Origin of the sequence: Methylobacter sp. Wu8, from assembly GCF_036440755.1 — a bacterium.
GTDB classification, from domain to species: Bacteria; Pseudomonadota; Gammaproteobacteria; order Methylococcales; family Methylomonadaceae; genus Methylobacter_A; species Methylobacter_A tundripaludum_A.
This window is the reverse complement of sequence record NZ_JAZGVT010000071.1, coordinates 127,388-147,404: the sequence shown is the minus strand read 5'-3', so window position 1 is coordinate 147,404 and position 20,017 is coordinate 127,388. Positions and strand designations below refer to the sequence as shown.

Genomic DNA, 20,017 nt, shown 5'->3' with positions numbered 1-20,017 from the left:
CACCCCCACTTTCGTCCCAACGATTAACAACTGTGCAGTATAAATATCGGCTAACGCGTCGTTAGAGCGTACACGATGCGCAAAAAGCGCGCATCGCGACGCTCAACTCAAAACGTTAGGGCGAAGCAATAGCTGCTACGGAATAGGCAATGATTGACATAGGAACGACTAGCTTTCTGATTAAAGTACCGAGCCTTCCACGCGAGGAGTTTGAACGCTATTCCACGAACCTGTTTGATGAATGGGAAAAACGTGTTGAGAAGTCTTTGATCCTTCCCGACTACGCAATATCCCTGGAAATTGAAGAAGGATCAATTAAAGGCGGAGGAAGAATAGCGGTTACTCTAGGTGCTCTGTATTTTGGAATTGGTAGCTATGCCGATTTCATATCCGGCCTTGAAACCATCCGAGGGCAAGTGTCGTTCGTATCTGATGCTCTATTTGAAAGCGCCAAGTCACCCTTCGGCTCTGGCAGCGTAAATGCAAAGGCAAGGAAAAGCGGAGGGACCTTATCCCGTTTGCATTCCTTGTTTGAGAAAGTTCAGAGGGGTGCGCTCACCGCTGATGAAGCGATGATCGAGGCTACGGCGCTGTTCGGGGAAGAGGGTAACGAAGTGCCGGAGTTTATCGACGAGTTGCAACACCAATTACGAAACGTCCCGCGATACCCAGAGCAGTTGAGCCTTACGGGTGAAGGGTGGGATAAGAGCGATGGGGATCTCTCCAGAACCACGAAGAGACCACCGCAGAGACCTCGACCGAAACCGGTTCCCATAAACCAGCAATATCGAATAGAGATTTGGCGCGAGTCAAAGAAGGATAAAAAGCATGTCAAGCTTGTTAATCTCTGACGAAAACAGCCCTAACAATCGCGCCAACTCGGGCGCCACAAAGCTACGCTGCGCTCCGCTTTGTGGCGCCGGTTACGCGAGCCGTTAGGCAACATATGTTTCGGCACACTCCAACCAGAATTCTACGTCTTCTGATTATTTGCCAGTATGTTGTATGGGTTGCGCCAATCTCTCTTGTGTGGATTGTTGGAATGTTTGGCTCGATTTATCTTCCTCTGGTTGGCTGGCTAAAAAATGATATTGAACTTCCTAGATTTTATTGGCTGGTCGGAATACCTTGGATGTTTACCTGTGGCAGTGGGCTTTGGTTTTTGTGGGACTTGTTTTTTCGTTATCGTGAATACGCTGTAGCAGGAGTTCCTATGAGATTAAAAGCCGGCATTTTGCTTGGTTTTATTGCGCTTTTGCCGATTGTCATACACGAACCATTACACACTATGGGCAATTCGGAACCGTTATGGATTAAGTTGTTAATTTTATATGGAATACCTGCGTGCCTTTTGTATCAGTTCCACTTGCTTATTGCGTATGGAAGACGGTCTAAAATATCGGTCAAGAGGGGCGCTTAGCCGCATGGCTGCTCGCACCCCTCACCTTAACATTAGGCGGCCATGATAAATGTACTTCGCTGGATAGCCGTTGCACCTATAACAATATTGGGGTTTGCCATTGGGCTTTTTCTAAGCTTACTGCTACACGATGGTATTAGAGTCTTGCGTTCAAAAGATGAAATGATTTCTGGTATATGTATTGCCCAGTGGTTTCACTATGTCGAAATAACTGTATTCTGTTTTGGCGCAGCTTTAACAGCTTGTCTAGTAATAGCATTAGCTGTGTTAATTGCGCCAAGTAGACGTGTTGGTGTTGCTTTAGCGGTCTTTGGAATTGGTTGCATGGTCGCTATTTAAAATAGCGTTGGAAACAACCTTAGTTGCAGCGACAGTTACTTCGGTTATTGCTGGTCTTTTAGGCGTTTTAAAGTGGACCCCATTGTCCAGACAAAAAATACCTTAATTTAAGATAGAGCCCTGTTTACACTCCAGCAGAATGGCGCTGTCCCAGTTTTGCGGCGCGGGCTCTGATATCTCACCTGTACCGTTAAATTTATCCTACCCCGCCACTTCTCTCTCAAGGCGCTCATTTCAACTGATTGAAAATGAATAATATTTTATGAGCACCATTACAACACCTTCCGGCTTTAGGTGGTTACTTCGCCAACATGGCGCTTAAGTGGGGCGCTAGACGTTACCTCGTGTTAGCCATGCCCGCAAATTTATAGGAATCGATATGCAGTCGCCCGATATAGCAGTTAGCGCGTAGGCTGGAGTGGGCTTGCGAACTCCCTCAAAACAACAGGCGGATTCAACTCCGAAGTGCAATCCTAGTAATCATGCGGCATCCCTCTCTTGTTCAGGAAAAAAGACCTCATGAGGTGTTTTAAAATTGAGTGTTTTTCGAGGGCGATGGTTGAGCTTATGCATGACAGCCTCAACATCGTCATCGGTTATGTTCTCAAAACTGCTACCTTTGGTAAAGTATTGCCTAATCAAGCCATTGGTATTTTCGTTTAAGCCTCGCTCCCAGGAGCTATAAGGGTGAGCGAAATACACATCAGCGTTCAGCTGCTCCTTGATTTTTTCGTGTCCCGCAAACTCTTTGCCGTTATCTGCGGTAATCGTTAACGTCTTATCCAGATAGGGCTGTAGCAATAATACAGTGGCCTCTGTAACAACCTCTGCATGTTTGCTTGCTACCTTTTTTATCAGGGTGAACTTGGATACCCGATCCACTATCGTCACTAAGGCGCCTTGATGGTTCTTGCCTATCACGGTATCGATTTCCCAATCGCCGATGCGAGTCTTTTGCGCAACGATCTCCGGGCGTTCGTCGATACTGATACGGTTCCTGATCTGGCCGCGCTTATCCTTGGATCCGTATCGCTTTTTGCGTTTCTTGTTGCTGTGCCGAAGATGCTGATACAAGGTACCGCCATTGTGCTTATCAGTCCAAATATGCTGATAAATGCGCTCATGGCTGATTGCGATTTTCAGCGTCCCCGAGACTTGCTCCGGGCTCCAGTCCAAACGGATTTTTTCTTCAATCTCAACGATCACTTCTGCGGTCATTTTTAGTGCTTTTGCTGCTTGAGCCCGTCGCTTATCCGTTTTTATTTGCGCCTGCTTCGGGAAGTAGCCCTTTTTGCCTCGATTGCGTTTCAGCTCCCGGCACACGGTAGACCCCGATATGCACAATAACTCTGCTATCTCTTTCTGGTTTTTTCCCGCTGTAATTAATATCTTAATCTGGTATCTTTGTTCTTGGCTTAGCTGTTTATAGTTTCTCATGCGCTTTCTCGTCTTTGGTCGGATTGAAAAAAGCGTGAAACTATATCAGCTAACCTTTTTCTTTTCCGATTAGTGCCGATTGTACTTATGAGTTGAATCTAAGAGTTTTAGCAATAGAACTAGAAAAGTGAACCTGACAAACTTATACAAAAAAGCCGATAATTTTTAGGTTATCGGCTTTTATAACAAGCTTGTTTTGATACTAAGCATGCTGGTTGAGGTTTTTTGAATTACTGGCTTTTTTTGCCGCTATAAGACCATCAATTGATATTTTAATAGCATGACTTTCTTGGCTCTCCAATCGACGGCGAATCGCTGTAGCAATTGAACGAAAGACGCCATTTGAGTTGGACTTGTCATACAGCAATTTAACATTGTTAGAGAACCATTCAAGCCCATGCTGTTCAACCAATACAGCAAACAGCTCGTCGGCATAAGATTCAGATATAGAAATAACATTAGTTAAGTCTATTACCGCAGTGTTTCCTTTTTTAATGGTTTGTTCTGCTTTGGTTCGTAAATTTCGCGCAGACGCTCTCGACGCTAAATCACTCCCTTCAGGACAAAAATGTTCTATATTTTGATTTTTCATAACTCCACGCCCCCACTACTTATTAACAGTTCAACTAACGAATCAATAGCTTCATCATCGTTAGATTTGTTATAGCTTTTAGCTTTTTCGGTATCAAACCGGCATGCTAAAGCTACCCCCTGCCATTTTTGTTTATTTTTTTTAAAACTCTGAGTTCCATTTGTGTCAATAGTAAGCGTTTTTTCACCGCTAGAAAGCCAGAGTTGCCCCTTATAATTGTTCACTAGCTCAACCAACTTTGCCAGACCAAGCCCCATGTGGTTATTCTCACTCATCATCGGTTTTCCAATGCCAGGCATTGGATTTCCTGCAATATCCGGCGGCAAACGTTGCGACCATGCATCTGCAACTTTCAATGTCTTAGATGAATTCCCTTTTTCGATACACCATTTAATCGAATCTTCATCGTTCAGGCAATTCAGCCCAACCCTATTAAGTTCCTTAAGAAAACCCAATCCGCAATCAGCTAACGCAAATTCAAAACAATATCCTGATGACGTAGGTGGATTCCACTTCTGTGCCATAGAAAAGCCCGTACTCATTCCATGTGACCACACATTATCGTGTAATTCACCAACAACTTCGCACAAATCAGTACTAAAACTAGATAGGTCTGGGGTATCAAACAGCTGTCTGATGCAGCTATTAATCGTACCGGTAGCTTTATTAGTATCGTCAGCACTGTTTAAGTGTACTAACTCACTATAATTTACCCCTGAATTCTTTCTTTCGTAACAATAGCTATCAAGACCATTAAGAGCTTTTTCTATACCTATGGCAGAAGCATAGCCCTGATTCTTTTCAGAAACAATATGTATTCCATCAGATTCTATGTTTTTTAATCTACAATGTGCGACTAGTGCCGTCCAATAACCAGGGGTATAGTGATTATCGTGTACTACCAACTGTCCATTTATATTAAAAGGTACATCTTTACTTAAAAATTCCCGCAAGCCATACATCATAATTAATTGTTATTTTTGTTATGTCAGCCGCCTATTAACTCATAATTTTCAATTTTTAACTACAGAGGCTACAAATTAATGACGTTAGGCCGCGCTGGTCAACAACCGTTGCAACTTGTTACCTTAATTTTCCTTAAGCATAAAAAAACCGGCATGGTTAGCCGGTCCTTATGGCTCAATCCTCCTGGCTTAACCAATCAAATTAACCCATGCTCAGCAAACGAGTAGGCACCCATCTTGCTTACGATGAAATGATCTAATGTTCTAACATCAATCAAGCCAAGCGCCTGTTTCAACCTGTTTGTTATGTCACAATCGCCTTTGCTGGGGGTCAGAACGCCAGAAGGGCGGTTTGCGCTAGTTCCCAAGCAATTCAGTGTTGGAAGCTCCAGTTTCCAGTTTCCAGTTTCCAGTTTCGCGAAGCTGGAGCTTCGTCTTCGGGGTTCCCAATCTGGAGATTGGGAACCAGTGACACCGGTGCGAATGGAAATTGCCGTTTATGCTATCAGCTGGGCTATGATAAATCACGGTTTGTTCGTCATACTTATAGACGAGTTAGCCAGCGGGGATGGAGTGCAAGCTTTGCCTGCTGCGCAAGCAAAGCTTGCACTCCTGTCTTTCATTCTGTATGTGCTGCTTCCGAAGTTTAATAGTACGCCCAGTAAACCCGATTGAAGATTGGTAACCGAAAAAACAGACCGTAGCTCCAACGGCTACTTTGTCCGAGCGGTATCATCCTGTATCATGTAGGTTCTTGTGCGGTGTGTAGCCGTGCAAAATATATATCTATTCAGACTCGATCTTGCACCTTGCACCTCAGATTTATGAACATCGGCAAACTGTATATTATTTCCGCTCCGTCCGGCGCCGGTAAGACCAGCCTGGTTAAACAACTGGTTGCCGATCTGGACGGCCTGACCGTATCGATCTCCCATACCACCCGCCAGATGCGGCCCGGCGAAGCGCACGGCCAGGATTATTACTTTGTCACTGTCGCGGACTTTCAAGTCATGCAGGCACAACAGGCGTTTCTTGAACATGCGCAGGTGTTTGATAATTTTTACGGCACGGCGCAGCAGACGGTCGAAGAAAACCTGAATCGGGGGCTGGATGTGATTCTCGAGATCGACTGGCAGGGCGCGGAGCAAATCAAAAAACTGCTACCCGACAGTCTCTCGATTTTTATTCTGCCGCCATCGACCGAAGTGCTGTTGCAGCGGCTCAGGAACCGGGGCCAGGATGATGAACAGATCATCGCCCGCCGGATGCGCGATGCGGTGACCGAAATCCGCCACCATGACGAGTTCGATTATCTGGTGGTCAATGATGACTTTGCGCTGGCGCTGACTGAATTAAAAAGCATCATTATCGCCAACCGGTTGACCCGGCAGCGCCAGCAGCACAATCTGCGGCCTTTGCTGGCTTCGCTGCTTTCGTAGAGAACGATAATAAAGAACACCACGAAGGCACGAAGGACACGAAGAAAAAGCCAAAGTAAAAAAACTTCGTGTTCTTCGTGCCTTCGTGGTGAAAAATATTTAAATAACCCCGTTCTCAACCACCGGCAGCACCCAATACCTGATCCCCGAACCGGAAAACTCCACTCTCAGCCGATCCAGTAATTGGACTAATTCATCCTCCGGCACGTACATCTGAAAGCGGATCTTTTTCTGCCGCCCGCTGACCTGCTCAGCCAGCGACAAGCCTTCATGTTTATGGTCATGGGAATTGACCGGAAAACTGCAAAAACCGTGTTCCGATTCCAGCGTCAACAGGCAATCGACAACCGCTTCTTCAAGGCTCGGCGGCACTCCGAGTGTGACTAAATATTCCTTGCTATTCATTCCTTAACCTCCGGCGGCAGTCCAAATAATTTAAACAAAATCGGCAGCAAAAATAAGGTCAAAAAGGTCGATGACACCAAGCCGCCGACCACCACGATAGCCAACGGCCGTTGAATTTCAGACCCCGGCCCCGTTGCAAACAGCAACGGAATCAGGCCGAACGCCGCGATGCTGGCGGTCATCAGCACCGGACGCAAACGCCGGGACGAGCCAAGCTGAACCACTTTGGCCAAATCCATGCCGGCGGCGAGCAGCTGGTTAAAATAACTGACCATGACCACGCCGTTCAACACCGCAATACCCAACAGCGCGATAAAGCCGACCGATGCCGGTACCGATAAATACTCGCCGGACAGCCATAAGGCGAACACGCCGCCAACCAGCGCCAACGGGATGTTGGATAGCACCAATACGGCTTGCCGGACCGAGCCGAACGTCGTAAACAATAATAAAAAAATCAGACCTAACGAAACCGGAATGACCACCGACAGCGTCGCCGCAGCGCGTTGCTGGTTCTCGAACTGGCCGCCGAACTCAACCGTGTAGCCGGTCGGCAAGTCGATTTTTTCAGCTACCGTTTTGCGGGCTTCATCGACAAAGCCTACCAAGTCCCGGTCCTTTACATTGCTGGTAATGACCACAAAGCGCTGGCCCCGTTCCCTGCCCACCGACACCACGCCTTCCACTTTCTCAATTTTGGCGACCGCGGTGACCGGCGCCTGCCCGCCATCCGGCAACGCGATTTGCAGGTTGTCGAAATTGGCGGTATTGCTGTCGCCGCGCAAAATCAAAGGTGTGCGCTTGATGCCTTCCTGGACTATTCCCAACTTCAAACCTTCTATCTGCGCCCGCAGCAACGTTTCAATGCTGTCGCTGTCCAGGCCCAAGCGCCCTGCGGCATATTTATCAATGGTCAGTTGCAAAAACTGCATCCCGGCGTTTTGCCTGGCGAATACGTCGCTGGAACCGGTTATGTTTCTCAATACATCGGCTATTTGCTGGGCTTTTTCATTGAGTACGGCCAGGTCGGCGCCGAATAATTTAACCGCCACATCGCCGCGCGTTCCGGTCAGCATTTCCGAGACCCGCATTTCGATCGGCTGGGTAAACTGAAAGGCGATACCCGGCGTTTGCGCCATGACCTTTCGAATCTCATCCAGCAATTGTTCCTTGCTGTCCATACGCCACTGGTCTTTAGGCTTCAATATTAAAAAGGTATCGGTATCGTTCAGGCTCATCGGGTCAAGCCCCAACTCGTCGGAGCCGACGCGGGCGACGATATCGACGATTTCCGGGATGTTTTTACGCAGGTTTTTTTGCACCTGTATATCCAGCGCCACGGATTGATCCAGCGTAATCGACGGCAGTTTTTCCAGCTGCACGATGATGTCGCCTTCGTCCATGGTCGGCATAAACGTGCTGCCGATTTGGGTGAACACCAGCACCGTCAAGGCCAACAGCGAACCTGTCGCGATAAACACTTTTTTGCTGTTTTCAAGGCACCAGGCCAAGGCGGGCTGATACAGTTTTTGCAATTGTCTGGGCAGCCAGGGTTCTTCGTGCGACACCTCCTTGAGCAAATAGGAGGCGATCACCGGAATCACTGTCAGCGACAACACCAGCGAACCGCTGAGCGCAAACACGATGGTCAAGGCCACCGGGGTGAATAATTTGCCTTCCAGCCCCTGCAAGGTCAGCAACGGCAAAAACACGATGATAATGATCAAGATGCCGGACACCACGGGGGCCGCAACTTCGCGGGTCGCCCGGTAAATAACGTGCAACCGGGGCAAACGCCGGGCTGTTTCCGTGTGAGCCATATGCGTGATCAGGTTTTCAACCACCACCACGGCGGCATCGACCAGCATGCCGATGGCTATCGCAAGGCCGCCCAAGCTCATCAGGTTGGCCGACATGCCCATGTAGTTCATCAAAATAAAGGTGAACAGTGCGGCCAGCGGTAAGGCCAGCGCGACCACCAATGCGGCGCGCAAATTACCCAGAAATAAAATCAGCAGGATGATGACCAGCGCTATGGCTTCCAGCAGCGCGTGTAAAACCGTGTTTACCGCGTGGTCCACCAAGTTGCCGCGATTATAAAAAACCTTGGCTTCAACGCCTTTAGGAAAACCGGGGCTGATTTCGGCCAGTTTTGCCTCTATCCCGGCGATGGTTTGTCTGGCGTTAGCGCCGCGCAAACTCAGCACCAGTCCGGTAACGGCTTCGCCTTCGCCGTTTTTGCTGACCGCGCCGTAGCGGGTCAACGCGCCGATTTTGATTTGTGCGACATCGCCGACGGTAATAGGGATGCCGTTTTTGCTGTCGACCACGATCACGCTGACATCGTCCAGGGTTTTGATGCGGCCTTCGGCGCGGACGATCAAGGCTTCTTCGCCGTCGGTTATCCGGCCTGCGCCGTCATTGCGGTTATTGTTTTGCAAGGCGGCCGTCAGCTGGTCAGTGCTGATGCCTCTGGCCGACATGCGGACGTTATCGGGTATGACCTCAAAACTCCTGACCAAGCCGCCCAGCGAATTGACATCGGCAACGCCGGGTACTGTGCGCAGTGCGGGCCGTATCACCCAGTCCAGCAGGCTGCGGCGTTCCATCAAGCTCAAGCCGCCGCCCTCGATGTTAAACATGAACATTTCGCCCAACGGCGTGGTCATCGGCGCAATACCGCCTTCGATGCCCGCGGGCAGACTCCCCCACATCGTGTTCAAGCGTTCGGCAATCTGCTGGCGCGCCCAGTAAATATCCGTGCCTTCCTTAAAATCGACGGTAATGTCGGTCAGCGCGTATTTGGCGATGGAGCGCAGCATGGTTTGATGCGGAATGCCCAGCAGCTCGACCTCGATCGGCGCGGTGATCCTGGCTTCAACCTCTTCCGGGGTCATGCCGGGCGCTTTAACGATGATCTTGACCTGGGTCGGCGATACTTCAGGAAAAGCGTCAATCGGGATGTTTCTAAACGCGTAATAGCCGCCGCCCGCCAGCAGCACGACCAATAACATCATCATCAGGCGCTGGCCCAGCGCAAAGCGAATCAGGCTAGCCATCACTCATCGCTCCCCAGGCCCAGCCAGTTGGCTTTCAGCGCAACCGCGCCTTGGACCGCTATCTCTTCATTGCCGGTGAGTTTGCCGCTGATAATCGACTCATCGCCCTGTTTACCGGCTACGGTAACCGGGGTCACCAAAAATCCCTGTTGGGTGCGGATAAAAATAAAGGCTTCGCCTTCGTTTTGGGCGATAGCCGTATTGGGGATTTTAAACGTCGCCTTGTCGCTGGGCTGAATAATCCGGGTGTTGAGCCGTTGTCCTGCACGCAAAGATGCGGTGTCTTTCGTTACTACCGCTCTAGCCAGTATGGTCTGGTTTTCCGGGTTGACGCTTTGCCCGAGCAGGGTGATTTTTGCGCTGACTTCCGAATTTTCAACCATGACCCGGTCGCCGATTTTAATGCCGCCTATGCGTTCCTGCGGAATGGCGATTTCCAGCCAAAGCTCGTCCAGGTTGGCGATGCGGTATAACGGCGCCAGTATATCGATGCGCGTTCCGGCAACGGCTAAACGTTCCAGCACTATGCCGGTAATGGGCGAACGCGCACGGAGGCGCCCGGCTAAGCGGCGCGTTTTGACGAGATGATCGATCTCGGCGGCTGTCATCCCGGCAATTTCCAATAATTGTCTCTGCTCGTCGGCTTCGGAAACAACGGAATGATACTCGCTGCTGGTCTCCAGCCAGCGCCGTTCAGGGATCACGCCTTCTTCGAGCAGTTTTTTGTCCCGATTATAATTAACCAGGTGTATGCGCCGCAGACTGTCCGCTTTCAGGTACTCCCGTTGCAGCGTCAGCAGTTCGGGGCTGTTGAGTTCGACTAAAACCTGTCCTTTTTCGACTTTATCGCCTACCGCCACATTCATTTTATCGATCAGGCCTGCTTGCGATGCGCTGACAATATATTCCTGTGTCGGTGGAACCATCACCTTAGCCGGGGCGGATAACACCGGAAATTGGGTAACGGGTTCGAGTTTACCCAGCTTTATACCGAGGTTATCAAGATTCTCCTTTGAGATTTGAATGACATTTTCAGCCGCATGGCTGCCGAAACCGGCCAGAGCCAATAACAGCACCATTGCGGGGCGAACAAAAAACAGGCTCATGGCAGCACTCCTACGGCTTGATTATAAAGCGCTATATCGCGCTGTAGCGTGATCGCCCGTTGTTTGGCGTTTAACACCGCTTGTTGGGTTCTGGACTGGATTCTTAACAAATCCATCAGGTTGATCTCGCCTGCCGAAAAGCTCGACTGGTTCATTTTTAGATGCTCTTCGGCAACCTGTTGCAGTTTAGTGGCGATAATGAGTTCAGCCCGGTTAACTTCCAGATTGTGTTCGGCCTCGTGGTGCGTTTGTTCCAAATCGCGATGCAGTTGTTCGCGCTCCGCAAACAGCTTGTTCAACTCGACATTAACCGCCGCAACCCGCGGCGCCAGATGCGCGCTGCCGCCGAAGGGAACCGTAACGCCGATATTGAAACTGGCTGTACGATTACTGCGCTCATCGCCGGTGAACTGATCGCTGTTGACGCCAACGGCGACATTGGTCTGACCGGAACCGACCAGCTTAACCGTATTCAGTTCCGCCTGCTTGCGTTCGATCAGGCTATTGATCGCGACTAATGCCGGATGATTTTGTTGTATCTCGGTTAAGGCGACCAGTTTTTCCTGAAAATCGCTCGGGATTTTGACCATTTGCGTGACAGTGCTATATCGTTTTCGGGCGTGCATTAATTCCGCTTCAGCCTGCGTCACCACCGAGCGTTTTTGCAGCGATTCCGATTCGGCCAGCAATAAATCGGCTCTGGACAAGTCGCCCAGTTCGACGCGCCGCTGTACTTTAGCCAGCAGCTGATCGGTAACGGCCAGTTCTATTTTCGCCTGTTCATAGCTAAGATCCGCCAGCGCTATATTCCATAAAGCATTCCTGACCAGTCCCGCCACGCGTAATTTAACCGCTGTCGCTTGCGAGCTTGCGTTGCTTTCAGACAGCTGCGCCAATCGTTGTTCGGCATCGCGCTGGCCCAGATTCCATAGCGGCACCTGCACCACGCCGTCAATATAATGCAAGGTGCCGCTGGTTGCTTCCTGGAAACTAAGCAAGGCTTGCGATGAGCCGGCTGTCCAGCTGTCGCCGCGCTGCGCTATCGCCGAGGCTTCTTCTTCCAGCGATTTAAGCCAAGTGACATCCGGGTATTTCTCCAACGTTAAATCAACGACTTTGGATAAACTCAACGCCGGGTCGCTTTCAATCGGATCGTGATGCTCGACAATGGGCGCCGAATCGGCAAAGCTGAGCGTTATCGTCATTAAAAAAACGACATTTCCAAACAGGAATCGCTTTTTAACAAGGTTCAAAAAAAACATAAATTAATCTCAATGCGGCGCTGGCCGCGTTATATCGTTTTAATAAAAACTGGGCTGTAAAGACGTTGCGGCGCAACATTTTTACAAAAAAACGGAGATTATTGGGCAGGAGGCGCGCGCGGGGATAGCGAGGGAATAAACAACCGGCAGACGAACTGCCGCGATTGCGGGGAAAAATTAGTATCGAAAGGAGATAGGGCGGCATTAAATGCCGGGGGCTGTTGATGCAGATAATGGTTGTTATCGAGGTCTACAATAACTTGTTTGTCCTTCATTCCGGCATCGACGCCGACCAGGATGCCTTCGGAATGGGAATCATAATTGATAGTCTGGAACATCTGTTCAGCATGTTCAACGCCATATATTTCGAGACCGGGAACATGCAGGCCCAGGTCTGAAACTTTGTCTCCGGCATGCGCATGCATCAGCGGTGCAATCAGTTGCAGTATCGCCAGCAGGATAACGGTGGATTTGCGGAGTGCTATAAACATGCGGACAATGCTATGCTATAAAAAAGCAATTAACAACTGGTTGTTTACTATTAACAGGGCTTGTCTTTACTTATCCTGTTTCGTAGCGCTCCCGGCAGGAGGCGTTTTTTGATCGAATCAGGATGGATTCGTTGCATATTTGAGCGCTCAGTTTATGTCAGTGAGCAGCATCGGAATTTACCCCAACTTGCGATATAAGGTACTTCGATCCATACCGAGAATCCGCGCCGCTTGAATTTTGCTGCCTCCGGTCGCATCCAATACATGGCGAATGTAGGCAAGCTCCAGATTTTCCAGCGTCCAACCCTTGGTCATCGCATTTTGCAAAAAATCTTCGCTTTTCGGTAACCGCGAGGCTTGCGCCAAATCTTCCAGCAACAGGGTGTCATGCTCCGTTAGCGCGATAGCCCTCTCCAGCATATTGGAAAGTTCGCGTACATTACCCGGCCAATGGTAGGCGCGAATCCATCGTAAAACCTCCGCCGAAATATTAACCGGCATCATTTTACCGAGACGCAGGCTGATTTGCCGGCTCAACACATTCACCAGCTCGTCCATATCTTCCTTTCGCTCCCGCAAAGGCGGTATTTCCAGATTGATAACGTTCAGGCGGTGATAAAGATCGGCGCGGAATTGGCGTTCGTTGATTCGCTGCTCCAATGGCTGATGGGTGGCGGCAATCAGACGTATATTGACAGCGGTTTCCTGAGTATCGCCAAGCGCGCGGATTTTGCCCGATTCCAGCGCCTGCAGCAGTTTGGGTTGTATTTCCAAAGGCAGTTCCGCAATTTCATCAAGAAACAGCGTCCCGGAGTCGGCCTGCACGAACAAGCCGTGGCGGTTCTGATGGGAGTCGGTGTAAGCGCCTTTTCGGGCTCCGAACAATTCGCTTTCGACCAGGGTTTGCGGAAGCGCGGCGCAATTGACCGACACGAACGGGCCTTGCCGGCGCGGACTCAACTCGTGGATCCAGCGAGCCACCGCGCTTTTGCCGGTACCGCTTTCACCGGTTAAAAGTATTGTCGAGTCCACTGCCGCCGCGCGTTTTGCCAAGGCCAACATTTGCCGCATGCGCGGACTGTAAGCGATAAAAGCATTTTCATCGTTATTGGCGTTCGCGGAGCCGATTCTGACGGCCGTGCGGCGCATCTGCCGATCCAGCAGGGCGCGTTCTATGGCGGCGTAAAGCTCTTCTATGCGAAAAGGTTTGGTCAGAAACTCGCAAGCCCCGGCACGCACGCTTTGCATGGCAAGCTCGATACTGCCGAAAGCGGTTATGAGCAGCACCAATTGTTCAGGGCGCAGCCGGTGAATAGCCGCTATTAAGTCCAAGCCACGCATTCCGGGCATTTCCACGTCGGAGATCACCAGGTCAAACGGTTCGGCGGCGATAGCATTCAGAGCGTCAGTCGTGTCGGTGTAGCCTGCGACCGAATAGTCTGCTTGCCGCAACATGTCCAGCAGATAATCGACAATGCCCGGATCGTCGTCTATCACCAGTACGCGGGGTTGGTCTGAACTCATATAGTTTCCTTCAGTGGAAGATGGACGATAAAACAACTGCCCTTGTCCGGCTGGGACTCGACAACGACAGTGCCGCGTAATTCGGTGATGATTGCTTTCACCACCGCGAGCCCCAAACCGGTGCCGCCCTGACCGCCACGGGTAGTAAAGAACGGTTCAAAAAGCTGCGATACATGTTCCGGCGCAATACCTTTGCCGCTGTCGGTCACGCTTAAGCGCAATGCCGGAACGGTTTCTATGGCGCGGGTTAGCGGGGCTTCGCGCAGGTCAACGGTTATCGTTCCCGCGTCGGGAATGGAAGCCAATGCATTACCAATCAGGTTCAACACGATCTGCTGAACGCCGTCCCTATTGGTTAGCATGAACGGGAGTTGTTCCGGGTGAGTAAAGCTAAGCTCAATACCGCGGCGGCGCACTTCGTAACGCAGCATATCCAACACTTCGGCAATGGCTACGGCGACATCGCAATGCACCCGCTCGGGCGGGCTGCGGCGCGCAAATTCCAGAAGGCGTTGCACGATGCGGGTGATGCGGTCGGTCTGGACAACCAGAATTTCGGCCAGACGGCGCACGTCGTCGGGATGCTCGGCGCAATTGGCCAACGCTCTGGCACGGCCGTTGACAATTTGCAGCGGCGAACCGATTTCATGGGCCAGCCCTGCCGATAATTGCCCGATGGTAATCAGCTTGTCCGCCTCCTGTAGCGCCCGTTGCAGTTGCCGTCCTTGTTGCATTTCGGCATCCAGCCGGCGGTAAGCCGAAAACAGCTCGGCGGTCATCCGGTTAAATTCTTGCGTTACCGAAGAAAGTTCATCCTTGCCTTTTACCGGTAACGGTTCCGGCGGTTCCGTGCTGTTCCTGAAAGCCTGCATAGCTTGACGGAGTTTTTGCAGCGGGCGGGAAATATAAACATGGCCTAAAAAGAAACACAGCAAGGAGGTAAATAAAACGAAAGAAAAAAAAGACCAAAGAATATAAGTCTTGGTTTTACTTAAATCCTCTTTCATTTTTTGCAATGACCGCACTACGGCCAAATTGCCCTGCAAAGACGTCGATGTCTTATTAAAAGGCAGTGACAGTATCAGAAAGTCGGGTTCATCGTCGGGGAAATAATATTGTTTCATTTCGCCGTCAAGGGCGGTTTGCTGTAAGGTTTGTTCGACCTCTTCCGGCCATGCCAAGCTTTCCGCGCCCGAACGGATCACGGTGCGATTTTGAATGTAGATACGAACGTCGATAGAAGGCTTGAGGCGTTCTATTTGCTGCAAAAGCTCTTGCACGTCTTCCGTTTGCCTATCCCGTAAGGCGTTCCCGACCGAAATCAGCAAACTGTAAGTAAGTAAACGTGTTTCCTGTTCAACATCGTCCCGCAAATCTTGCGCTTCGGTTCGAAGCTGATACGTTCCATAGATGCCGAAAACCAGCAAAGATAAGGCGAACAGGGATAGCGTTAATTTATAGATAATCGACATAGTGGCGCATTCTGCGCCCGTATGTCGCAAAAAGCAACATTTCTGAAAAAACGCCGATCCCTGGCGGCGATATAAGTGCAAGATATATAAAGTATTTTTATTTATTAGGTTTTGGCTTATTTATTGCTTTGTATTAAAGATTTAAAAGATCCGTCAACTTGCGATGCTGTCAACAACTCAGCCAAGGGTCCAAAATTTAATAAGCATAATTACTCAAAATGAAAAATAGCCGAATACTGTTCCTCGCATTGTGCTTAATTGCGGCATCGTGCAGTTCAAAAAAAGAAACTGAAAAAGCCGACAGCCATGAGGTGATAAACCCCATAGTAAAAGACACCCCTTACAGCAGCGAATATGTCGCCGAAATTCAGTCGGTAAAGTATGTAGAGGTGAGGAGCAAAGTTAAAGGCTATATTGAAAATATTTATGTGGACGAAGGGCAGTCGGTAACGGAAGGGCAATTGCTATTCACGCTTAACTTTTTGGAGTTTGAAAAAGAACTGCAAAAAGCGAATGCGGCTTATAAAAATGCTGTTGCCGATTTGAAGGCCGCCGAAGTCGAATTAGCAAACGTGAAGTTGCTGGTAGAAAAAAACATCGTGTCCAAATCGGAGCTTGATGTCATAAAAGCAAAAGCGGATGCCTTAACAGCCGATGTGGAAGAGGCTAAGGCGCACAAGGAGCAGGCCGCTTTATATCTGTCGTTTGCACAGATAAAAGCCCCCTACAACGGCATTATCAACCGTATCCCGAACAAAGTCGGCAGTTTGATAGCGGAAGGCGATATGTTGACCTCTATTTCCGACAACCGGGAGATCTTCGCTTATTTCAACCTCTCGGAAATCGATTACCTAAACTACATTTCCAGCGTCGAAAAGAAAACAAAAACAGTCAGTTTAAAGCTCGCCAATAACGCACTTTACGGCTACGAAGGCAAAATAGAAATGATTGAAAGTGAATTCGATCAATCAACGGGCAATATTGCTTTCAGGGCAAGGTTCCCAAATCCCGACGCCATTTTAAAACACGGCGCGAATGGCAAGGTCGTTGTCAACAAGCAGCTTAAAAACGCTTTGCTAATTCCTCAAAAGTCAACTTTTGAAATTCAAGACAAGATTTATGTTTTCGTGGTCAATCAGGACGGCGTGCTTAAGCAAAGGAATATCATCCCCAAAATGCGTTTTCCGGATTTTTATGCGGTGGAATCCGGTTTAAGCAAAGACGATAAAATCGTGTTCGAAGGCGTCGAAAACGCAAAAGACGGCAGCAAAATAGCGCCTGTTTATGTTGATTTGGCTAAAGCCATGTCTTCCAGCAGTAGCGATTAAGCGGAAGCGATATTACTATGACATCTAAATTCATTCATCGTCCGGTACTGTCTATTGTCATATCGGTGCTTATTACTCTAATGGGTTTATTAGCGTTAACCCAGATTCCTATCACCCAATTTCCCGACATCGCTCCGCCTGAGGTCACTGTCACGACAAAATTCACTGGTGCCAATGCCGAAGTGGTCGTCAAAGCCGTCATTACGCCGCTCGAAAGGGCGATCAATGGTGTGCCGGGTATGACCTATATGTCATCGGTTGCCGGTAACGACGGCAGTGGTCTGATTAGTGTCATCTTCAAACCGGGCACCAATCCGGACGTAGCGGCCGTTAACGTACAAAACCGGGTGTCAGCGGTATTGGACGAATTGCCCGCGGAAGCGATCAAGGCAGGGGTTATTGTCGAAAAAGTGCAAAACGCCATGCTGCTTTACCTCAATATCCTCAGCTCTGACCCGACATTAGATGAAAAATTTCTATTCAACTTCACCGATATCAATATTTTAAAAGAGCTGAAACGAATCGAAGGCGTCGGCTTTGCCGAAATCTTGGGTTCCCGTGAATATGCGATGCGTGTATGGTTGAAACCCGATAAATTGGTGATGTACAACATTTCGGCAACAGAAATCATTGAAAAACTGCAGGCTCAAAACGTGGAAGCTGCACCTGGCAAAATCGGCGAAAGCTCGGGTAAGGAAGCGCAGTCTCTGCAATACGTTTTGCGATATACCGGTAAATATAACACCAAGGAGGGTTATGAAAACATCGTCTTGAACAGTAGCGAGAACGGTGAAATTATTCGCTTGAAAGATGTGGCCGAAATCGAATTCGATTCTAAGGATTACAACGTACTTTCCAAGGAAAACGGCCACCCTTCTGCTGCCATTATGTTGAAGCAGCGCCCCGGTAGCAATGCCAAAGACATCATCGAGAATATCAAGAAGACCATGGCTGAAATTAAAGCCACTTCTTTTCCGCCAGGCATGACCTATACGGTGAGTTATGACGTTTCCGAGTTTTTGGACGCTTCAATTCACGAAGTACTCAAAACATTATTCGAAGCCTTCATACTGGTGGCTTTGGTGGTGTTCATATTCCTTCAGGATTTCCGCTCGACACTGATACCCATCATTGCCGTACCGGTGTCGTTGGTAGGCACTTTTTTCTTCATGCAATTGCTGGGATTTTCGCTGAACCTAATCACGCTATTTGCATTGGTGCTGGCCATCGGCATCGTCGTCGACAACGCCATTGTCGTGGTCGAGGCGGTGCATGCCAAAATGGAGCATTCGCACATGGGGCCGAAACGAGCAACGGAAAGTGCCATGCGTGAAATTAGCGGGGCGATCATCGCAATCACGCTGGTCATGTCGGCGGTGTTTTTGCCGGTCGCGTTCATGGAAGGTCCGGAAGGGGTTTTTTACCGGCAGTTTTCGCTGACCATGGCGATCTCTATCGTACTTTCCGGGATTACCGCGCTGACGCTGACTCCTGCGCTGTGCTCGATGTTTCTGAAGAATCTGCACGACAACCCTGATGGCAAAAAGACCGGCACGCAGAAATTCTTTGCCGGTTTCAACCGTTGGTATGACGGACTGGCCAATCGTTACAAGATGCTAATTGGCGCAATCGGGAACCGTAGCGTTATCACCTTTGCGATATTGCTGGGCTTCTCGGTCGGCGCCGGCCTAATCGGGCAATCCGTTCCAACCGGTTTTATCCCGGAGGAAGACCAAGGCACGATATACGCCAATATCACCACACCCTCAGGCGCAACGCTGGAACGCACCGAAAAAGTGTCCAATGAGGTTCAACGCATAGCATCGGAACTTAAAGAGGTAGCCTCGGTTTCAAGTCTTGCCGGATTTAGTATTCTATCGGAAGGCACAGGCGCCGTTTACGGTATGAACCTGATCAGCTTGAAAAATTGGGAGGAACGCGAAGCTTCCGACAGAGACATTATTCGCGAGCTGGAAGAAAAAACCAGGCATATCAAAGATGCCAGTGTGGAATTTTTCACGCCGCCGCCGGTGCCGGGCTACGGTAATTCCAGCGGCTTTGAAATGCGTCTGTTGGATAAAACCGGTTCCGATGATTTAGGAAAATTGCAGAAAGTCGCAGAAGCCTTTGTCGAAGAATTAAACAAGCGGCCCGAGATTACCAACGCCTTTACCACCTTCAATGCTAATTTTCCGCAATTTGTACTGCATATCGACGGCGACAAAGCCGCGCAAAAAGGTGTTACTGCTGACAATGCGATGAGTACCCTGCAAACACTGATCGGAAGTGAATATGCAACCAACTTCATCCGTTTCGGCCAGATGTACAAGGTCATGGTGCAAGCCTTGCCGGAATACCGTGCCGAACCTGAAGATCTGATGAAGCTATACATTAAGAATGACGCAGGAAAAATGGTACCTTTTTCATCTTTTCTGCGTATCGAAAAAGTCTACGGCCCTGAGCAGGTCACCCGCTACAACATGTACACTTCGGCCATGGTCAACGGCCAGCCGGCCTCAGGTTACAGCAGTGGACAGGCGCTTACGGCGATCAAGGAAGTGGCGGCGGAAAAATTGCCGAAAGGTTTTGGCTACGACTGGGCTGGTTCGTCGCGCGATCAAGCCAATGCCGGCAACCAAGCCATTTATATCTTTGCGATCTGTTTGCTGTTCGTCTATTTGTTGCTCGCCGCGCAATACGAGAGTTTTCTATTGCCTTTTGCGGTGATTCTATCGCTGCCTATCGGCGTGTTCGGCGCTTTGTTTTTTCTGATGATTATGGGTTTGGAAAACAACATCTATGCCCAGATAGCCATGATTATGCTGATCGGCATTCTTGGCAAAAACGCCATCCTGATCATTGAATTCGCCACCTTGAAACACAGGGAGGGGAAAACGCCGCTCGAAGCGGCAATTGAAGGAGCCGTGTTGCGGTTACGGCCCATTTTGATGACCTCATTTGCCTTTGTTGCCGGTCTTATTCCGTTAATGTTTGCCTCGGGGGCTGGAGAGATAGGCAATAACACCATCGGCTCGGCAGCCGCAGGGGGGATGATTTTTGGGACAGTTTTCGGCGTTATTGTCATCCCTGGGCTTTATGTGGTGTTTGCAAGCATTGCAGATAAGCATCATCGCGGCGGAAGAAAAGAAGAAGCCGCCTTTACTGAAACTATCTAATA

Annotated in this window: 17 protein-coding genes; 6 read left to right on the top strand and 11 right to left on the bottom strand. The window is 49.5% G+C overall.

Features of this window, described 5'->3' with window-relative positions; genetic code table 11:
* The first annotated feature begins 149 nt into the window (after positions 1-149).
* From V3O24_RS14840 to V3O24_RS14830, 3 genes are all read left to right on the top strand, one after another.
* On the top strand, positions 150-851 hold the full coding sequence (locus tag V3O24_RS14840; protein ID WP_331307815.1) for a hypothetical protein: 702 nt from the start codon (positions 150-152) through the stop codon (positions 849-851).
* A 191-nt stretch (positions 852-1,042) separates the two neighbouring features.
* Positions 1,043-1,420: a hypothetical protein gene (locus V3O24_RS14835; RefSeq protein ID WP_331307814.1), complete on the top strand. Its 378-nt coding sequence runs from the start codon at positions 1,043-1,045 to the stop codon at positions 1,418-1,420.
* 42 nt (positions 1,421-1,462) lie between these two features.
* Positions 1,463-1,759: a hypothetical protein gene (locus V3O24_RS14830; RefSeq protein WP_331307813.1), complete on the top strand. Its 297-nt coding sequence runs from the start codon at positions 1,463-1,465 to the stop codon at positions 1,757-1,759.
* A 480-nt stretch (positions 1,760-2,239) separates the two neighbouring features.
* Here V3O24_RS14830 and V3O24_RS14825 read toward each other — a convergent pair whose 3' ends face one another.
* The 4 genes from V3O24_RS14825 to V3O24_RS14810 all read right to left on the bottom strand — a co-directional run bounded on the left by V3O24_RS14825 (position 2,240) and on the right by V3O24_RS14810 (position 5,121).
* A complete protein-coding gene (locus V3O24_RS14825; protein WP_331307812.1) occupies positions 2,240-3,196 on the bottom strand; it encodes an IS30 family transposase in 957 nt (318 codons plus the stop codon).
* 202 nt (positions 3,197-3,398) lie between these two features.
* The gene (locus V3O24_RS14820; RefSeq protein ID WP_331307811.1) at positions 3,399-3,788 is read right to left on the bottom strand and encodes an STAS-like domain-containing protein; all 390 of its coding nucleotides are present in this window, start codon (positions 3,786-3,788) and stop codon (positions 3,399-3,401) included.
* Complete coding sequence (locus V3O24_RS14815) at positions 3,785-4,753, bottom strand: hypothetical protein (RefSeq protein ID WP_331307810.1); 969 nt, start codon at positions 4,751-4,753, stop codon at positions 3,785-3,787. Before V3O24_RS14815 ends, V3O24_RS14820 begins: the two co-directional genes overlap by 4 nt.
* Before the next feature lie 197 nt (positions 4,754-4,950).
* A complete protein-coding gene (locus V3O24_RS14810; protein ID WP_331307809.1) occupies positions 4,951-5,121 on the bottom strand; it encodes a JAB domain-containing protein in 171 nt (56 codons plus the stop codon).
* 456 nt (positions 5,122-5,577) lie between these two features.
* On the opposite strand from V3O24_RS14810, the gene gmk reads away from it, so the two are divergent.
* Positions 5,578-6,192 carry a guanylate kinase gene (gene gmk / locus V3O24_RS14805; RefSeq protein WP_331307808.1) on the top strand — a complete coding sequence of 205 codons (615 nt, stop codon included), beginning with the start codon at positions 5,578-5,580 and terminating at the stop codon, positions 6,190-6,192.
* A 99-nt stretch (positions 6,193-6,291) separates the two neighbouring features.
* On the opposite strand, the gene V3O24_RS14800 is transcribed toward gmk, so the two are convergent.
* From V3O24_RS14800 to V3O24_RS14770, 7 genes are all read right to left on the bottom strand, one after another.
* Positions 6,292-6,597 carry a DUF3240 family protein gene (locus V3O24_RS14800; RefSeq protein WP_104422257.1) on the bottom strand — a complete coding sequence of 102 codons (306 nt, stop codon included), beginning with the start codon at positions 6,595-6,597 and terminating at the stop codon, positions 6,292-6,294.
* On the bottom strand, positions 6,594-9,656 hold the full coding sequence (locus V3O24_RS14795; protein ID WP_104422256.1) for a CusA/CzcA family heavy metal efflux RND transporter: 3,063 nt from the start codon (positions 9,654-9,656) through the stop codon (positions 6,594-6,596). Before V3O24_RS14795 ends, V3O24_RS14800 begins: the two co-directional genes overlap by 4 nt.
* A complete protein-coding gene (locus tag V3O24_RS14790) occupies positions 9,656-10,762 on the bottom strand; it encodes an efflux RND transporter periplasmic adaptor subunit (RefSeq protein WP_331307807.1) in 1,107 nt (368 codons plus the stop codon). The genes V3O24_RS14795 and V3O24_RS14790 overlap by 1 nt, the downstream gene beginning before the upstream one ends.
* On the bottom strand, positions 10,759-11,967 hold the full coding sequence (locus tag V3O24_RS14785; protein WP_331307806.1) for a TolC family protein: 1,209 nt from the start codon (positions 11,965-11,967) through the stop codon (positions 10,759-10,761). Before V3O24_RS14785 ends, V3O24_RS14790 begins: the two co-directional genes overlap by 4 nt.
* A 155-nt stretch (positions 11,968-12,122) precedes the next feature.
* A complete protein-coding gene (locus V3O24_RS14780) occupies positions 12,123-12,515 on the bottom strand; it encodes a hypothetical protein (RefSeq protein ID WP_331307805.1) in 393 nt (130 codons plus the stop codon).
* A 177-nt stretch (positions 12,516-12,692) separates the two neighbouring features.
* On the bottom strand, positions 12,693-14,039 hold the full coding sequence (locus V3O24_RS14775) for a sigma-54 dependent transcriptional regulator (protein ID WP_104422252.1): 1,347 nt from the start codon (positions 14,037-14,039) through the stop codon (positions 12,693-12,695).
* Complete coding sequence (locus V3O24_RS14770; RefSeq protein WP_331307804.1) at positions 14,036-15,511, bottom strand: ATP-binding protein; 1,476 nt, start codon at positions 15,509-15,511, stop codon at positions 14,036-14,038. Before V3O24_RS14770 ends, V3O24_RS14775 begins: the two co-directional genes overlap by 4 nt.
* Positions 15,512-15,729: 218 nt before the next feature.
* On the opposite strand from V3O24_RS14770, the gene V3O24_RS14765 reads away from it, so the two are divergent.
* On the top strand, positions 15,730-16,839 hold the full coding sequence (locus tag V3O24_RS14765; RefSeq protein ID WP_331307803.1) for an efflux RND transporter periplasmic adaptor subunit: 1,110 nt from the start codon (positions 15,730-15,732) through the stop codon (positions 16,837-16,839).
* Positions 16,840-16,856: 17 nt separating this feature from the next.
* The gene (locus V3O24_RS14760; RefSeq protein WP_331307802.1) at positions 16,857-20,015 is read left to right on the top strand and encodes an efflux RND transporter permease subunit; all 3,159 of its coding nucleotides are present in this window, start codon (positions 16,857-16,859) and stop codon (positions 20,013-20,015) included.
* The last annotated feature ends 2 nt before the right edge of the window (positions 20,016-20,017 follow it).

Bases quoted from the DNA above. Each gene is read 5' to 3' on its own strand.
- V3O24_RS14840 (WP_331307815.1), top strand. From the start codon at position 150: ATGATTGACATAGGAACGACTAGCTTTCTGATTAAAGTACCGAGCCTT.
- V3O24_RS14835 (WP_331307814.1), top strand. From the start codon at position 1,043: ATGTTTGGCTCGATTTATCTTCCTCTGGTTGGCTGGCTAAAAAATGAT.
- V3O24_RS14830 (WP_331307813.1), top strand. From the start codon at position 1,463: ATGATAAATGTACTTCGCTGGATAGCCGTTGCACCTATAACAATATTG.
- V3O24_RS14825 (WP_331307812.1), bottom strand. From the start codon at position 3,196: ATGAGAAACTATAAACAGCTAAGCCAAGAACAAAGATACCAGATTAAG.
- V3O24_RS14820 (WP_331307811.1), bottom strand. From the start codon at position 3,788: ATGAAAAATCAAAATATAGAACATTTTTGTCCTGAAGGGAGTGATTTA.
- V3O24_RS14815 (WP_331307810.1), bottom strand. From the start codon at position 4,753: ATGATGTATGGCTTGCGGGAATTTTTAAGTAAAGATGTACCTTTTAAT.
- gmk (WP_331307808.1), top strand. From the start codon at position 5,578: ATGAACATCGGCAAACTGTATATTATTTCCGCTCCGTCCGGCGCCGGT.
- V3O24_RS14800 (WP_104422257.1), bottom strand. From the start codon at position 6,597: ATGAATAGCAAGGAATATTTAGTCACACTCGGAGTGCCGCCGAGCCTT.
- V3O24_RS14795 (WP_104422256.1), bottom strand. From the start codon at position 9,656: ATGGCTAGCCTGATTCGCTTTGCGCTGGGCCAGCGCCTGATGATGATG.
- V3O24_RS14790 (WP_331307807.1), bottom strand. From the start codon at position 10,762: ATGAGCCTGTTTTTTGTTCGCCCCGCAATGGTGCTGTTATTGGCTCTG.
- V3O24_RS14785 (WP_331307806.1), bottom strand. From the start codon at position 11,967: ATGACGATAACGCTCAGCTTTGCCGATTCGGCGCCCATTGTCGAGCAT.
- V3O24_RS14780 (WP_331307805.1), bottom strand. From the start codon at position 12,515: ATGTTTATAGCACTCCGCAAATCCACCGTTATCCTGCTGGCGATACTG.
- V3O24_RS14775 (WP_104422252.1), bottom strand. From the start codon at position 14,039: ATGAGTTCAGACCAACCCCGCGTACTGGTGATAGACGACGATCCGGGC.
- V3O24_RS14770 (WP_331307804.1), bottom strand. From the start codon at position 15,511: ATGTCGATTATCTATAAATTAACGCTATCCCTGTTCGCCTTATCTTTG.
- V3O24_RS14765 (WP_331307803.1), top strand. From the start codon at position 15,730: ATGAAAAATAGCCGAATACTGTTCCTCGCATTGTGCTTAATTGCGGCA.
- V3O24_RS14760 (WP_331307802.1), top strand. From the start codon at position 16,857: ATGACATCTAAATTCATTCATCGTCCGGTACTGTCTATTGTCATATCG.